Below are 15,181 nucleotides of genomic sequence, written 5' to 3' on the forward strand. Positions count from 1 at the left end.
TAAAGGATAATGATGCATATTAATATAGTAAACAACCTTAAGGAGGTGTGTTTACTATGTGCGGTTGGTGCGGTTGCGGAGGTTATGGCTATGGATACGGCTACGGTGGCTATAGCCCATTTGTATTAATTGTTGTGTTGTTCATTCTTTTAATTATTGTTGGAGCAAGCAGCTTCTATTAATAAAACATACAAAAATGAGGTGATCTCGATCAGACACCTCATTTTTGTGTTTTTTAATTAGTTTTTTCTGTCGGTACTAAAACAAATGCGAAATACCAATCGAAATATGGTGCTTGAATATTGTAATCATTTTTCATTTTGGAGAATAAAATTGAGGAATGAACTTATAAAGGAGACGATTAAGCTGACTCCAATGATATTTTTTGTAGTTTTAATCTCATCCCTTGCCTACATTCTTGGAGGATTTCTTGTTCTATTTCGGAAAAATTGGTCGGAAAAAACCTTATTGTCATTAGTTGCTCTTAGTGCCGGTTTATTGTTATCCATTGCGCTTTTGGATCTAATTCCTGAAGGACAAGAGGGCATTAATCATAGTAGTTTGTTCGTCCTAATTGGTTTTCTTATAATGTATTTAGTCTTTTTGCCAACAACATTGCACAGGAAAAATGGATTAGAAAACGGAGATCTTACTACTGTAAAAGGATTATCAAGTGGAATGCTGCTTCACAATTTTTTTGAGGGGTTATCCATTGGAATTAGCTATTCTGCAGATTTTAAATTAGGTATCTTTGTTTCTATAGCACTGGTTATTCATAAAATCCCTGAGGGACTTTCTTATACTTCCGTTATGCTTGCCTTTCTAAATGGCCGGAAAAAAACTGCAATTTATCTTATCATTCAAGGAATTTTCACTTGGTTAGGGGCGGGATCTGCTTATTTTTTATCAGGACTTAGAGATCATCAAGAACAAATTGTTGCAATGGGCTTATCCGTAACAGCCGGAATTTTCCTATATCTAAGTGGAACCTTATTATTGCCTTTAATTAATCGAGGAACCTTTAAAAGTACACCTTTGTTCTTTATCTGTGGGATCTTACTTTATTTGGTATTACATAGTATTGTGTAGGGATTGAATAGAAGTGCTTTTAGTACTTCCCCAAAGAGGATTCTATCCTCCGAATTACAGTATTGCTTAGGCGGTATTCTTTAGGCTGGCATCTGTGCTGGCCTCTTTTATTCTAAACATGCAGTGACATGGATTAAAAACAACCGAAGTAAGAGGAAATTATTAATAATTTTTCGAATCTATCATCATACAATAGTCGTAAAGATTAATAGGAGGCGGTTACATATGCTTGCGAAAGTAAACGAGTTAAATAGAAACATAGTTATTTTATTATCAGTCCTAATTATTGCCATTACTTCAATAATTGTTACCTTAATTGCAACACGGGAAGGGTCCGGTAATGTAAGTCCAAAGTCATTATCGGAGTTTCAAGAATTTGTTGTCAAAGAATATGGAGTAAAGCCGGAAATTCAAATTACTTTTCGCAGTGTTTCCCCTGAGCAGGCTCATTCTATAACGGAGTCATTAGCGAAAAAGTTAAATTTAGAAAATGCAGGATTAAAGGAATATGATGGTACAGAGTGGTTTGGTACACGAAGTGAAGAAGGTGATATTGCTGTTGATGCGTTTTATAAGTAAGGCCGTCAAATCATGACGGCTTTTTATTATATTTGAATTCATATTATTCCGTTTCATTATATTACGAACAGGCGGGAATCTATTTTGCTGATTACAAATCTGCCTGTTTTTCAATTTGCAAATACTTCTGCATTTTGGGATGTTTTATGTAAACCCTTCCGTTTATGTCAAAAATACATCCTACAGACAATGAAAAAAGCGCAATGCTAACGGATAACAAACCGTGATACAAAGCGCTTTTTTAACGAGTACGTCCCAAAGAGGATTCGAACCTCCGACCTACAGTTTAGGAAACTGTTGCTCTATCCTGCTGAGCTATTGGGACATATTTTTTGGAACGTCTTTTATTATAATAAATTGGATAAAAAAGGTCAATAAAAAGTTCTTTTATTTACATGGTGCCTGACGACATGTGAAGTTTTTAGACACTTTTCTCTAAAAATTAGCCAAACAAGCAAGCTTAAAGTAATGAGCAAACCTTCCATTGATAAGATATACCAAGGATAAGGGCCGAGAACATCCAATAGACTGGCGGTAATAGGTTTATGACTTAAAAACATGTAATTTCCGCCAACCAGTTTATTGACCAACATGATGAATGGCATTAGTACATTAAGAAATACAAAGAGTTTGACCACGGACCATATGGTTGGCCGGTATCCGTGCACCCAGGTGAAATACAGCGGCACCCAAATAATCATTAGATGGGTATAAAAAAAATGAAAAAACCGAAAATGTGGAAAGTCGTAATGTAATATAGGCGTAATGAGTGCCTGAGTTGCTCCAAGCAATGCAGTGAAAAGCAAAATTTCATAGATTATTTTTTTACGAGTAAGCAGGAGTAATATGGATAAAATTAGACTGATGTTACAAAGCTCCAATGGCAAAGCAGAGCTGGTTTCCCAGATCCCTTTTATGAGCATCCAGAAATGATAAGTGATTTCAAAAACCATAAGTGAAATCGCAGTACCAATTTCAGCCGTTCTCCACTTTATTTTATTTCGGAAAAAATAAATCCCTGCGGCTCCCAGAATCAGGATAGCGATAATAATTAAATGGCTGTTGGAATACATCTCAAAATTGTATTCTTTACTACTCCCTACAAACCATTTGAGCACAAAACCACCTCAATTCTTATCCCTTACCTTTTATAACTATATGCAGCTACAGGGTTTGGCTATACTTGCTTCAATATTTATTGTTTTAAAATTAGTAATTTATTACCGATAGTATTTTATCTGCGATAGTAACCGATTTATCTGCGCAGCTGACACTTTATCTGCGATAAACGATATTTTATCTGCGAACCCGCCTCAATCGAATAAATAACCCCACAATCCCAACTTGGTAATTTCCACATGTGCCCCGCACCATCCCAATATGATATAATAGTTTGTCGAAGATACTCGAAATGATGAAAACGTGGAGGTCATTATGGCAACTGGATATACGCCGATGATACAACAATATTTAGCAGTAAAGGCAGATTATCAAGATGCCTTTTTATTTTTTCGCTTAGGCGATTTTTATGAAATGTTCTTTGACGATGCAATTAAAGCATCGCAAGAATTAGAGATTACGTTAACGAGCCGGGAAGGTGGAACGGAAGACCGGATTCCGATGTGCGGTGTTCCGTACCATTCCGCGGCCAACTATATTGAACAATTAATCGGCAAGGGCTATAAAGTAGCCATTTGTGAACAAACCGAAGACCCAAAACAGGCCAAAGGGGTTGTCCGCCGCGAAGTGGTGCAGCTCATTACCCCTGGAACCGTGATGGAGGGCAAGGGATTAACCGATAAAGAAAACAACTATATTGCTTCTGTTACCGCTTTTGATGATCGCACTTACGGTTTTGCTTACAACGACATCTCAACAGGCGAAAGCCGGGTTACTTTATTATCGAATAATTTTGAAGAAGTTCTCAATGAGATTGCCGTATTAAGTGCCAAAGAGGTAGTAGTAAAGAGCGATTTTGACGGGGATCTTCAAAAGAGAATGCGTGAACGAGATGTTTTGGCGATTTCCTTTGAAGATAATAGTTCAATAGAAATGAATTTTGCCGGTCTGCTGGAGGATTTGAACCAGGATAAGTTGAAGCAAACTGCAGCAAGGCTTTTTAACTATTTGTACCGCTCGCAAAAGCGAAGCCTCGACCATCTTCAGTCGGTGACAACCTATCAAATCCATCAATATATGAAAATTGATTATTATTCAAAGCGAAATCTTGAGTTAACCGAAACCATTCGTTCCAAAGGGAAAAAAGGATCCTTATTATGGCTTTTGGATGAAACGATTACCGCAATGGGCGGCCGGATGCTCAAACACTGGATCGACAGGCCTTTGATTAATAAAAAGGAAATTGTGCATCGCCATACCCTTGTTGAAGTGTTGATGAATCACTATTTTGAGCGCCAAGAGCTCCGTGAAAAAATGAAAGAAGTTTACGACCTGGAACGTTTAGCGGGCCGCGTTGCGTTCGGGAATGTAAATGCCAGGGACTTAGTTCAATTAAAACGTTCCCTGCTCCAAGTTCCATTTTTAAAACAAATCCTACAAAACATGCAAACTGAAGAAATGACTCAAATTGCTGAATCTCTTGACCCTTGTGAAGAGGTAACGGATTTGTTAGAGCTGGCGATTGTAGAAAATCCTCCTCTTTCGTTAAAAGAAGGAAACATCATTCGTGATGGCTATAACGAACAATTGGATCAATACCGGGATGCAAGCCGCAATGGGAAAACATGGATTGCCCAACTGGAACGGGAAGAACGCGAAAAGACGGGCATTAAATCCTTGAAGGTCGGTTATAATCGTGTTTTTGGCTATTATATAGAAGTAACCCGCGCCAACCTGCATCTTTTACAAGAAGGGCAGTATGAACGGAAACAAACCTTAACAAATGCGGAACGGTTTATCACACCGGAATTAAAGGAAAAAGAAGCGTTAATTTTACAAGCGGAAGAAAAATGCGGCGAGCTCGAATATGAGCTTTTTACTGAAATTCGTGAAATCGTGAAAGAGCAGATTCCAAGGCTCCAGGCTTTGGCTAAAGCTGTCAGCGAGCTCGATGTACTGCAGTGCTTTGCTCAGGTGAGTGAAGAACGCCGATATGTGAAACCGCAATTTTCGGATGAACGCCGTGTCGTGATTAAGGATGGCCGTCACCCGGTTGTCGAAAAAGTTCTTAACTCGCAGGAATATGTTCCGAATGACTGCTTCATGGATGGTGATCGCGATGTCTTACTTATCACTGGGCCAAACATGTCCGGTAAAAGTACGTACATGCGTCAGATTGCGTTAACGGCAATCCTTGCACAAATTGGCTGCTATGTACCTGCTGAAGCAGCTGTCCTACCGATTTTTGATCAGGTATTTACCCGCATCGGGGCAGCCGACGATTTAATTTCCGGACAGAGTACATTCATGGTCGAAATGCTTGAAGCGAGAAATGCGATTGTCAATGCAACACAAAACAGCTTGATCCTGTTTGATGAAATCGGCCGCGGAACTTCCACATATGATGGAATGGCGTTGGCCCAAGCGATTATTGAATACATTCATACACGAATTGGGGCGAAAACACTTTTTTCAACTCATTATCATGAATTAACAGTTTTAGAAGAAGAGCTATCGAAACTGAAGAACATCCACGTTAGTGCTATTGAGCATAATGGCAAGGTTGTTTTCCTTCATAAAATTAAAGAAGGACCTGCAGATAAAAGTTATGGGATTCATGTTGCCCAACTTGCGGAATTGCCGCCTGAATTGATTGATCGGGCAAATGAGATTTTGACGGCGTTAGAGCAGCCGGATATTCAGGCAATTCCAAGGAAAACTGAGGCTCCAGTAGTTCAGGCTGACCCGGTAAAAACTGAATCAGTGGTTGAACAACCCTCTCAGCTATCCTTTTTCGATGAACCTGCTGAGAAGAAGAAAACGGAACTATCTTCAAAAGAAAAACGTGTGTTAGATAAAATTAAAGAATTAGATTTATTGGATATAACACCGCTCCAGGCGATTAATTTGTTGTACGAGCTCCATAAAAAGTTGAAATAGGGGGTGACGTAAATGGGCAAGATTATTCAATTGGATGACATCCTGTCCAATAAAATTGCCGCGGGGGAAGTTGTTGAACGACCTGCATCTGTTGTAAAAGAGTTGGTGGAAAACGCGATTGATGCCGGCAGTACGGTAATTGAAATCGAGGTCGAAGAAGCAGGTCTTGCTAAGATCCGTATCACGGACAATGGCAACGGGATTGAAGAAGATGATGTGTTAATCGCATTTCAGCGCCATGCCACAAGTAAAATTAAGAGTGAAAGTGACCTTTTCCGTATCCGGACACTTGGATTCCGCGGTGAAGCCCTGCCAAGTATCGCATCTGTTTCAAGATTAGAGATGAAAACCTCAACAGGAGAAGGTGCTGGAAATCGAGTCATGATTGAAGGCGGAAAGGTCGAAGTGTTTGAAAAAGCATCAAGCCGCCGCGGTACCGATATCACGATTACGGATTTATTTTTCAACACGCCTGCCCGCTTGAAATATATGAAAACCATCCATACGGAGCTTGGGAATATTACAGACGTGGTGAATCGTTTGGCACTATCGCATCCAGAGGTGGCCTTTCGCTTAATTCATAATGAACGGAAATTGCTGCAAACGAACGGAAACGGTGATGTTCGTCAAGTTTTGGCGTCTATCTATGGTCTTGGGATTGCCAAACAACTGGTGCCAATCACGGGATCTTCTCTTGACTATAAGATTAGCGGGTTTGCTTCGATGCCGGAAGTAACGCGGGCATCACGAAACTATATTTCAACGATGATTAATGGTCGTTTTATTAAAAACTATCCATTGGCGAAAGCCATTCAGGAAGGCTATCATACATTGCTGCCGATTGGGCGCTTTCCGATTGTCCTTCTAAACATCGAGATGGATCCACTACTGGTTGATGTGAACGTGCACCCTTCGAAAATGGAGGTTAGGATTAGTAAGGAAGCGGAGTTAAATGAACTGGTGACATCGATCATCAAAGAGACATTTAAATCGAAGATTCTAATTCCTACTGCTTATACGGTTGCAAAAAAAGAAATGCCAAAGTCGGAGCAGACCTCATTGGTTTTGGATGAGGGAACAAGGGAAATACCAGCTGTGAAGGAAATTGAGCCACAGCCCGTTCCAGCCCCGGTGGTTCAAGAAACCCGACCTCGTCTGGAACCATCATTTTTTAATCCTCCGATTCAAAAAGAACCGGAAACCTGGGACTTTCCAGAATCGTTTAAAGAGTTTCATGAAGAACCTGTGGATCAGGAGATGGAAGAAGAGACGTTCACCGAACCGCCTGAGGCTGAAGAGCTAAACGAAAGCCGGGTACCGCGAATGTATCCAATTGGGCAAATGCATGGAACCTATATTTTTGCCCAAAATGAAAATGGCTTATATATTATTGATCAGCATGCGGCCCAGGAGCGGTTGAAGTATGAATACTTCCGAGAAAAGGTTGGACAGGTGGCTTCTGAATTGCAGGAAATGCTGGTTCCGTTAACCTTTGAATATTCCACAGATGACTTTTTAAAGATAAATGAAAACATCCATGAACTTGAAAATGTCGGTGTTTTTCTTGAAGAGTTTGGATTAAATAGTTTTATTGTCCGTTCTCACCCGCAATGGCTGCCAAAGGGTGAGGAAAAGGAAATCATTGAAGAGATGATTGAGCAGCTGCTTTCGATGAAAAAGGTGGATATAAAAAAATTGCGCGAGGAAGCGGCAATCATGATGAGCTGTAAGGCATCCATTAAAGCCAACCGGCATTTGCGCAATGATGAAATTCAGGCATTGCTTGATGATTTGAGGAAAGCATCGGACCCGTTTACGTGTCCGCATGGAAGACCGATCATTGTGCATTATTCCTCATATGATATGGAGAAGATGTTTAAACGGGTGATGTAAGAAGAGCCAGGCGTTTTCCTGGCTCTTTTTATATAAATGGGATTAAAAAATTTTAACTAGGAAGGTTATTGGAAAACGGATATCGAATATAATGAAAATTGGGCAAAAGAGAATTCAAGTTGGATATACGAGTTCGATTTGAGACGAATATAAACTACATAGATTGTCGGGGAAAGAGAAATGAAAACACAACTAAGAGCGGATTTAATGCTTCTTATGATTACATTTTTTTGGGGTGCATCTATTTTACTTACGAAGATTGCGCTCTATCATATGGAAGAATATAATTTAATCGCCTTGCGCTTTATGATTGCATTTCTTGTATCAGGGATTGTATTCTTTAAACACTTATTAAAAATAAACTTTCAAACGGTAAAATATGCATTTATATTAGCAGCTATTTTGTTTTTTGTTTATGTTTTTGCTACTTTCGGTACAAAGTATACATCCATTTCGAATGCAGGTTTTTTAATGAGTTTAACCGTCATTTTTATTCCGGTTATAATAACCCTATTTTTAAAACAAAAGCCTGAAAAAAAAGTTGTATGGGCGATCGCTTTATCACTATGTGGTATAGGGCTTTTAACATTAAATAATCAATTCAAAATAGCACACGGTGATTTATTATGTATCCTTTGTGCTTTATTTTATGCAGTGCATATTATTGTTACGGGAAAGATAGCAGGAAATGTTAATCCTATTTCTATAGGAGTCTTGCAGCTTGGTTTTGTTGGAGTTTTTAGTACCATTTTCTCCTTAATTATGGAAACGCCTAAATTGCCGGACAATCCGGAAGCATGGTTTTCCACTCTTGTCTTAAGTATTTTTTGTACAGGTATACCTTTTATTGTTCAAATCATTGCACAACAATATACTACCCCCACTCATGCTGGCCTTATTTTTACTTTAGAACCTGTTTTTTCTTCAGGATTTGCATTCATTTTTACTGGGGAAACTCTTTCAAACCAAGGTTACCTGGGTGCAATGCTATTATTAATCAGTGTGCTGATTGCCGAATTAGATTTTAAAAGTCTTTTAAAAGTAAATTATAGGAAAAATATTGAGTAAGTATGATGCAATAAGTCAGGCAGTTTACCTAGCTTTTTGCATGCGTTGAATATTTTACTCACTATTTGCAGTAAATTAAACAATCAGCGATACTTCATCTGAGGTATCGCTTTTTCAATCCATAATTCGGAAAAAATAAATGACACTTTTAATTCCTCTGATGTTAAAATATAGAAAAAAGTATTTTGGAGGTTTATATGTTTGCGGGGGATTTTATGTTTCAGTTTGGGCCTATTTTTATAGGAGTGATATTTGTCATCGTTATATCTACAATTTTGTTTACTATTGTAAAAGGAATAACACAGTGGAATAAAAATAATCATTCTCCAAAATTAAACGTAAATGCTCGAGTGGTTGCAAAAAGAACTGCAGTACGTGGGGGTGGAGAAACTAGGGCCCATAGTGATTATTTCGTAACATTTGAAGTTGAAAGTGGAGACCGAATGGAACTTGAGGTAAAAGATGATGACTTCGGAATGCTTGTTGAAGGAGATCAAGGCGAGTTAACGTTTCAGGGAACAAGATATCTTGGGTTTATTCGCTCTGCTAAAGTTAAAGAAGTACTGTAACAGACAAAGCTGCCTTGTGGTGGCTTTTCTTCTTGAAAAACAATTGAATTTTTGTTAACCATAATTTGGCATAAAAGAAAGGAAATCTTATAAAAAAAGGAGTGTATAATTTGGGATTCATTTTTGGATTAGGAATAGTATCGCTAATTTTTTTTGTAATAGTATCCATTTTATCGATAGAAAAACAGTTGCGGCAGCTTAATAGGACAAACGAAAGAATAGCTGATTTGTTAAAAGAAATCAAGAATGGCAAGGACACTGGAGTTCGAATATTACTATTGTACGGATTCGAAAATTTTTTCGTCGAACTAATAAGTATGTTGGCATAGGTGGGGAAATATGTTTAAATGAAGTTGAAATATTGAATTATTTTTAAGGGGGATGGAAATGCCACCAATTGTATCTGATGCCCACAAAGAGAACAGAAAGAAAGAAATCTTGAATAGTGCCTTCGTGTGTTTTGCCAAAAAAGGATTTCAAGAGGCAACCATTAATGATATTGTTGAACATTCAGGAATCAGTAAGGGAGCCATTTATAATTATTTTAAAAGCAAAGATGAAATTTATTTGGAATTGATGAGTAATCAAACTGTTCAAGTATATGAGAATAAGAAACTGGAATTATCGAAAAAAAAATCAGCGATTGAAAAATTAAATTTCTGGTTTGATGCTTACCTTGAAATGGATCCTTTTTTGGAAGAAAATAAAGCGTATTTCGCGATTCATATTGAGTTTAAGCTCCATGCATCAAGGAATCCGGAGTTAATGGAAGTTCTAAACGAGCGCCGCCATAAATATTTTGTTAGGGAAATTGCCGAGATTATTTCAGAGGGGCAGATGGCTGGTGAGATTAAGCAAAATGTTCAGCCTGAAGTATTTGCAGATTTATTTTGGTCCGTTATAGATGGAGTAGTTTCTCAAACGATTGTATACAAAGATTATCCATATCAACAGACAATAAACGAAGTGAAGGAAATGTATTTACAAAGAATCATGATTACATCATAAATTTCTTAAGGATCATAAGCCGTTGTCTTTATTGAGAAATAATGTTGAAATATTCCGAAGGTTTAATTAAAATAAACCTAACAGTCGGTTTTTATAAGGGAAGTTATTTTTTTTACAGTAAAATAAACCGTCTGGTCGTTTTAAATAATCTTTCCATTTTCTCTAAAAATCGTCTCTGACTAAAAGGGACTTAGGACCTGATGTCTTATGAAGGCTATTTTAGAAGTCCAGCAATAAGAAAAGGTGTTCATCGCCTTAATGAAGGCCGTTTTCAGAGGTTGATCAATGAGAAAAGGTGTTCATCGCCTTAATGAAGGCCGTTTTCAGAGGTTGATCAATGAGAAATGGTCTTCATCACCCTTATGAAACCCATTTTCCCCGTAACCCTTATGGATTTTGGTCTTCATGAGAAGTATAAGAAATATTCCTATCTATTATTGGAACCTTTTGTAAGTGAAATCATAAAATTAAAATAAACCGTCTGGTCGTTTTATTTTAAAACAAAGTAAATTTTCAAAGGAGGGAACTACAATGCCACCTTATGAATATCAGATTTTGCTTGAAACCAAGAAAAAGGAATTAGAAAGAAAAGCAGAGATTGCTTGGATCCATAGTAGTCATTATCCGCAAAACCAAAGAGGCATCATCCTAAAAGATAAAAACCTTGGAATCTTGATTAAAATGGTGAGGCTTCTAAAATGTTATATTTAATTGAAAAGAAGGCGTTTTGAACAACACTTGTTCAGAACACCTTCTTTTTTTAATCTCTAATCCTTGATAACCAAACCCATTAATGTTGCAAATTGAATCGCTTGGTGACTTGATACTTTACATCCTTTTAAATCGTTCATTGCCACTGTAAGTGTATTAAAATTAGAGGTACTGATATCGATTCCCTTAAGTGAAGTTTGATCAAAATTGGCTCCGTCAAGATTACATAATTTAAACTCGACACTTTTAAGTTTACAGTTAAAAAAGTCTGTGGTTTTTAAGGAAGAATCCTGAAAGCTTGCTTTTTCCAGCTTTGAATCTCCGAATGTTGTTAAGTTTAAGACGGAATTTTCAAATTGAACATTTCCAAAACGAGAGTCCGTAAAATCGATACCTAATAATTTACTATTTTTAAAGACGACTCTGTGAATAGAAGATTTGCTCAAATTGGCGTTCGATAAATCGCAGTTCTCGAAAACTACATCCGTTATATCGATATTTTGAAAATCGGTATGATTAAACCTGCTATTCTTAATCACCATATTAGAAAGACGCACCCTGCCAACCGTTTCATTTTCAAAAACGGAATCAACAATTTTACACATTTCTAATTCAGGGTCTTCTTCATAAAAAATATCCTGGAAATTCCTAGTAGGTAATTCATCTGAAATTTTTGGTAAATCAATCTTCATTTACAATGCCTCACTTATTCAATAATTTGTTAAATAAAAATATAAATTTTTCCAATAAAAAGTGGCATTGAACCGTCTACTCTATGAAAGGAGGCTTAAAATGGTTCATACGAATGTAAAACAATCGGAAATGCCCATTGATAACTTAGCAGAATTTAAACAATTATTCAATGCACATAAAAAGGTTGTTTTTGCAATGGCATTATCGATACTTAGAGACTTTGAAATGGCTGAAGATGTGCTTCAGGAAGTGTATATCAAACTTTTTCAGCATATGAAGCATCAAAGGATTTCAAATGTGAAAGCATGGCTGATTACAGTATCCAGGAATACAGCATTAGATCTGTATCGAAAGAAAAAACGTGAAATTACGGGATTTGATGGTGATTATTTCGAAAGGCTGCAATATATTTCGGACGATCCTATAGACAAAATGGTTTTATCGAAATACTTAGAATTGCTTAATCAAGAGGAGAGGCAAATTGTCATCCTAAAGGATATCTCGGGAATGAAGCATAGAGAAATTGCCAAAATCACAGAAATGCCGTTAGGAACAGTTCTTTGGAAATATAACGTGGCCATGAAAAAACTGCGAAAAGGAATAGAGTAGGGAGGAATGGTGTTGAAGAAGGAAAAAATGCTGAAGCACCTGGACAATGCAATAGAAAAGCAGGTACCGGATATTTGGGATGAAATACAGAATAAGGTACATAAGACAGAAAAACTAGGATATCAAGGAGATATTATAATGCAAAATAATGTCACGGCCAAAAACCAAAAAAGAAGTCTATATAAAAGAATATCTATTGCTGCTGCCATTTGCCTAATTACCGTCTCAACTTTAACTTTTACCCCCGCATTGGCAGCTATTCAACAGGCATTGGATAAAATATTTTCAAGTAAACATATTGATGATTCAGGTTTGAAAATGGCGATTAACGAGGGGCATGGACAAACGGTAAATCAAACATATTATGATAAAGAACATGATATAACTGTCCACTTTGAGAGTGTTTTAACAGATGATAAGGAGACAAAACTCTTATTGACTTATCAAAGTAAAAAAACAAATTTAAAGCATTATTATGTCGATATTTTTGAGGGGAAAAGTTCAATCAATTTGATTGTTGGAAATGCACCAAAGAAACGATTACATTCTGTTGGATGGGGCAGCAGGTATTATGATGCTAAGGAAAATAAAGTGGTTGAGGCCGAATCATTTGATTCAATAAAAGATTATGGAGGCCAAAACATTCGTTTGGAAATTGAAAATTTAACCATCTATGATGATCAAAAAACAGGGGAAGTAAAAACCACATGGCCGCTTGAGTTCAAGCTCAGCAAATCCGCTATTTCGACAAGGGAAACAGTAAATGTAGATAAAGAATTCATATTTGAAAACCAACATTACAGGATTAAGCAAGTTGAGTTTTCAGCGATGGAAACAAGAGTGGTTGTTACAGGTTCTGATACTAAACTTATCACGGAAAATGGAGAAAAATACCACGTAATGAGTAAATTGGAACATCAGTTCCTACATGCAAGGACATTTAATAAAAAATACGGCTATATCGTTGATAAGAAAAAATCGGGTGTGTTTTTAAGATCAGCTGGTAAAAGGGTGGATCCCATTTTTAGTAAGGGTGAGGTACAGGGAGCAGATGACGAATACATTATGTTTTTTGCTCCGGTTAAGGACCGCCAAAACTGTGTGCTTGAAGTTGGGGAGTATATTAAGATTCCATTGAATAAATAAGACCTTGGTTATAGTACAGGATTGGAAGAGCTTGGGATCACCAAGCTCTAGTTTTTTGCCGGCGGGGGTTCCTCCATCCAACCGTGTTTCATTAAAATTGTACCCCCATCTTTAGCAAAATCAAATGTATTGGCTATAATACTACCCATATTTAATAGTAAATCATTTCTAAAACTAAAAGCAGCTCCAATTGAATTACTGCCTAGTCCGAAAATCGATAGTAAATTAGTGTTATACATCATAAGTTTATCTGAAAAGGGAGATATGGTTGATTCAGTAGTTATACCGGCCCAAGTTGAAGGAGCAGGTATATCACTATCTAATAAAAGATTACTCATTTTCGAAATTACTTCTTTGGCTAGTTCCTTCCCACGTGTAAAGTATTTTTTCACATCCTGTTCTTTAGCTACTTGTTCAAATCCAATCATTAGCCGCATACCTGTAACATTCGTTTCCAATGATTGATAAACTAAACCAATTTCGACGGCATTAAGCGTCCGTTTTTTACGGAAAGGATTTAAGCCATTTGTATAATTGGTATCATTTACAAAGTCCACTTCTTTTGGCATCAGTACAATAGGGGGACGGGACAAAACACCTTTTTCTAATAGGTGTTTCGTTGTAACGGAATAAGTAAGTTGCATATCCGTTGTCAATTCCATATATAAATCACGAATATCTTCTCGATAGGACATCCCTTCGTGTAAGGTATAAAGTCCGGACAAAACTTTACTCAGCATTCGAACGTACATAATCATATAAGTATCATCAAATAATGGCGGAGCATTTAAATTTACATCGCTTTCGTTAAAGGCTGTTGGTATAACGGCTCCTTCGTTTTTAAAAATTTCTTTTATTTTTTGTTCATTTTTACTTTCTATTGCATATACCTTTTGCAAAATATCCTTTACTTCATTCTCATTCGTTTTTTCAATAAAATACTCGAGGACCCTCAGCATCATTGACTTTTCCCGATAAGCCTGCCATAAGTTCCCCAACTCTGAGGCGGTTATGGGTATACTACTATTCATCTTGCACCTCCAAATTTTTTTGCATAATCCTATTATTCCTTTAATTCCTTTTTTAAATTAATTATTATTATTTACAAAAACAGAGGGAATTTAAGAAGCGAAGGTAAAAAGGAAGGGTATAAAAGGGAGAGGGGTAAAAATTTATTAATGGTAAGAAATAGAGGTGATTCATATCCTAGCCATTATATTTTGGACAATAATAATTATCAGTTTTATCTTCAGCTATGTTGGGCTCGTATACCCGATTATTCCGTCCGTTTTACTGATTTGGGGAGGGGTCCTGCTGTATCAATTCGGGATTAATTCAAATGAACTTTCCTGGGTTTCGTGGACCATGCTTGTGCTCCTAACCATTTTGTTATTTTTAGCGGATTATTTGGCGAATCTTCACTTTGTGGACAAAGCGGGAGGCTCCAAATGGGGTATGCGGGCGGCAACAATCGGGTTAATTGTTGGCAGCTTTGTCGTCCCACCCTTTGGTGTCATTATAGTTCCTTTTGTGTTGGTATTGATTGCGGAACTGCTGCAAAAAAAAACGTTTCAAGGTTCGATAAAAGTGGCGTTTGCTACATTAATTGCTTTTTTAAGCGGAACCTTTGCAAAAGCTTTTATTCAGCTGATCATGATTGTAGTTTTTGTTTTGGATGCAATTTTTTAGGGGGTCTTTCCTTTGAAAACTGTCTTCTAATTTTCAAAGGAAAGTTCCATTACTTTTAAAAGCTAATG

Annotated in this window: 15 protein-coding genes and 1 tRNA gene; 12 read left to right on the forward strand and 4 right to left on the reverse strand. The window is 37.1% G+C overall.

All coding sequences use genetic code 11. The annotated features are described in order from the left end of the window. Positions 1 to 56: 56 nt before the first annotated feature. From ACFQZ9_RS07175 to ACFQZ9_RS07185, 3 genes are all read left to right on the forward strand, one after another. A complete protein-coding gene (locus ACFQZ9_RS07175; RefSeq protein WP_198311308.1) occupies positions 57 to 182 on the forward strand; it encodes a YjcZ family sporulation protein in 126 nt (41 codons plus the stop codon). Between the two features lie 151 nt (positions 183 to 333). Further along, complete coding sequence (locus tag ACFQZ9_RS07180; protein ID WP_498942931.1) at positions 334 to 1,089, forward strand: ZIP family metal transporter; 756 nt, start codon at positions 334 to 336, stop codon at positions 1,087 to 1,089. A 225-nt stretch (positions 1,090 to 1,314) separates the two neighbouring features. Beyond that, entirely contained in the window at positions 1,315 to 1,668 is a 354-nt protein-coding gene (locus ACFQZ9_RS07185) for a hypothetical protein (RefSeq protein WP_198311310.1), read from the forward strand. Between the two features lie 251 nt (positions 1,669 to 1,919). Here ACFQZ9_RS07185 and ACFQZ9_RS07190 read toward each other — a convergent pair. Together ACFQZ9_RS07190 and ACFQZ9_RS07195 are read right to left on the reverse strand one after the other, a co-directional pair. Beyond that, positions 1,920 to 1,993: transfer RNA gene (locus ACFQZ9_RS07190), tRNA-Arg, on the reverse strand. A 46-nt stretch (positions 1,994 to 2,039) separates the two neighbouring features. Then, a complete protein-coding gene (locus ACFQZ9_RS07195; protein ID WP_498942932.1) occupies positions 2,040 to 2,786 on the reverse strand; it encodes a YwaF family protein in 747 nt (248 codons plus the stop codon). Positions 2,787 to 3,102: 316 nt separating this feature from the next. Here ACFQZ9_RS07195 and mutS point away from each other — a divergent pair, with 316 nt between their 5' ends. The 6 genes from mutS to ACFQZ9_RS07225 all read left to right on the forward strand — a co-directional run bounded on the left by mutS (position 3,103) and on the right by ACFQZ9_RS07225 (position 10,976). Next, complete coding sequence (gene mutS / locus ACFQZ9_RS07200) at positions 3,103 to 5,727, forward strand: DNA mismatch repair protein MutS (protein ID WP_498942934.1); 2,625 nt, start codon at positions 3,103 to 3,105, stop codon at positions 5,725 to 5,727. A gap of 12 nt (positions 5,728 to 5,739) precedes the next feature. Further along, positions 5,740 to 7,620 (forward strand): DNA mismatch repair endonuclease MutL, encoded by a 1,881-nt coding sequence (gene mutL, locus ACFQZ9_RS07205; protein ID WP_498942935.1) that lies wholly within the window; start codon positions 5,740 to 5,742, stop codon positions 7,618 to 7,620. Between the two features lie 180 nt (positions 7,621 to 7,800). Continuing rightward, complete coding sequence (locus tag ACFQZ9_RS07210) at positions 7,801 to 8,688, forward strand: DMT family transporter (protein ID WP_498942937.1); 888 nt, start codon at positions 7,801 to 7,803, stop codon at positions 8,686 to 8,688. A gap of 197 nt (positions 8,689 to 8,885) precedes the next feature. Further along, on the forward strand, positions 8,886 to 9,257 hold the full coding sequence (locus ACFQZ9_RS07215; RefSeq protein ID WP_198311331.1) for a DUF2500 domain-containing protein: 372 nt from the start codon (positions 8,886 to 8,888) through the stop codon (positions 9,255 to 9,257). Between the two features lie 387 nt (positions 9,258 to 9,644). Beyond that, complete coding sequence (locus tag ACFQZ9_RS07220) at positions 9,645 to 10,265, forward strand: TetR/AcrR family transcriptional regulator (RefSeq protein WP_498942938.1); 621 nt, start codon at positions 9,645 to 9,647, stop codon at positions 10,263 to 10,265. A 531-nt stretch (positions 10,266 to 10,796) separates the two neighbouring features. Continuing rightward, positions 10,797 to 10,976 (forward strand): hypothetical protein, encoded by a 180-nt coding sequence (locus tag ACFQZ9_RS07225; protein WP_498942940.1) that lies wholly within the window; start codon positions 10,797 to 10,799, stop codon positions 10,974 to 10,976. Positions 10,977 to 11,032: 56 nt separating this feature from the next. On the opposite strand, the gene ACFQZ9_RS07230 is transcribed toward ACFQZ9_RS07225, so the two are convergent. Then, positions 11,033 to 11,668, reverse strand: coding sequence for a pentapeptide repeat-containing protein (locus ACFQZ9_RS07230; RefSeq protein ID WP_498942941.1), 636 nt, complete (start codon positions 11,666 to 11,668; stop codon positions 11,033 to 11,035). 100 nt (positions 11,669 to 11,768) lie between these two features. Here ACFQZ9_RS07230 and ACFQZ9_RS07235 point away from each other — a divergent pair, with 100 nt between their 5' ends. Next, the gene (locus tag ACFQZ9_RS07235) at positions 11,769 to 12,278 is read left to right on the forward strand and encodes an RNA polymerase sigma factor (RefSeq protein WP_498942942.1); all 510 of its coding nucleotides are present in this window, start codon (positions 11,769 to 11,771) and stop codon (positions 12,276 to 12,278) included. Positions 12,279 to 12,290: 12 nt separating this feature from the next. After that, entirely contained in the window at positions 12,291 to 13,424 is a 1,134-nt protein-coding gene (locus ACFQZ9_RS07240; RefSeq protein ID WP_498942944.1) for a DUF4179 domain-containing protein, read from the forward strand. A 47-nt stretch (positions 13,425 to 13,471) separates the two neighbouring features. Here the strand turns inward: ACFQZ9_RS07240 and ACFQZ9_RS07245 are convergent, their stop codons facing one another. After that, positions 13,472 to 14,455 carry a YvdQ family spore coat protein gene (locus ACFQZ9_RS07245; protein WP_498942946.1) on the reverse strand — a complete coding sequence of 328 codons (984 nt, stop codon included), beginning with the start codon at positions 14,453 to 14,455 and terminating at the stop codon, positions 13,472 to 13,474. A 163-nt stretch (positions 14,456 to 14,618) separates the two neighbouring features. On the opposite strand from ACFQZ9_RS07245, the gene ACFQZ9_RS07250 reads away from it, so the two are divergent. Further along, positions 14,619 to 15,113, forward strand: a complete 495-nt coding sequence (locus ACFQZ9_RS07250; protein ID WP_498942948.1) for a DUF456 domain-containing protein — start codon at positions 14,619 to 14,621, stop codon at positions 15,111 to 15,113. The last annotated feature ends 68 nt before the right edge of the window (positions 15,114 to 15,181 follow it).

The sequence above is a fragment of the Neobacillus sp. GCM10027624 genome, assembly GCF_042675345.1.
Taxonomy (GTDB): domain Bacteria; phylum Bacillota; class Bacilli; order Bacillales; family Cytobacillaceae; genus Neobacillus; species Neobacillus cucumis_D.

Coding starts and splice junctions, on each gene's coding strand:
- ACFQZ9_RS07175 (WP_198311308.1), top strand. CDS start 57: ATGTGCGGTTGGTGCGGTTGCGGAGGTTATGGCTATGGATACGGCTAC.
- ACFQZ9_RS07185 (WP_198311310.1), top strand. CDS start 1,315: ATGCTTGCGAAAGTAAACGAGTTAAATAGAAACATAGTTATTTTATTA.
- mutS (WP_498942934.1), top strand. CDS start 3,103: ATGGCAACTGGATATACGCCGATGATACAACAATATTTAGCAGTAAAG.
- mutL (WP_498942935.1), top strand. CDS start 5,740: ATGGGCAAGATTATTCAATTGGATGACATCCTGTCCAATAAAATTGCC.
- ACFQZ9_RS07210 (WP_498942937.1), top strand. CDS start 7,801: ATGAAAACACAACTAAGAGCGGATTTAATGCTTCTTATGATTACATTT.
- ACFQZ9_RS07215 (WP_198311331.1), top strand. CDS start 8,886: ATGTTTGCGGGGGATTTTATGTTTCAGTTTGGGCCTATTTTTATAGGA.
- ACFQZ9_RS07220 (WP_498942938.1), top strand. CDS start 9,645: ATGCCACCAATTGTATCTGATGCCCACAAAGAGAACAGAAAGAAAGAA.
- ACFQZ9_RS07225 (WP_498942940.1), top strand. CDS start 10,797: ATGCCACCTTATGAATATCAGATTTTGCTTGAAACCAAGAAAAAGGAA.
- ACFQZ9_RS07230 (WP_498942941.1), bottom strand. CDS start 11,668: ATGAAGATTGATTTACCAAAAATTTCAGATGAATTACCTACTAGGAAT.
- ACFQZ9_RS07235 (WP_498942942.1), top strand. CDS start 11,769: ATGGTTCATACGAATGTAAAACAATCGGAAATGCCCATTGATAACTTA.
- ACFQZ9_RS07245 (WP_498942946.1), bottom strand. CDS start 14,455: ATGAATAGTAGTATACCCATAACCGCCTCAGAGTTGGGGAACTTATGG.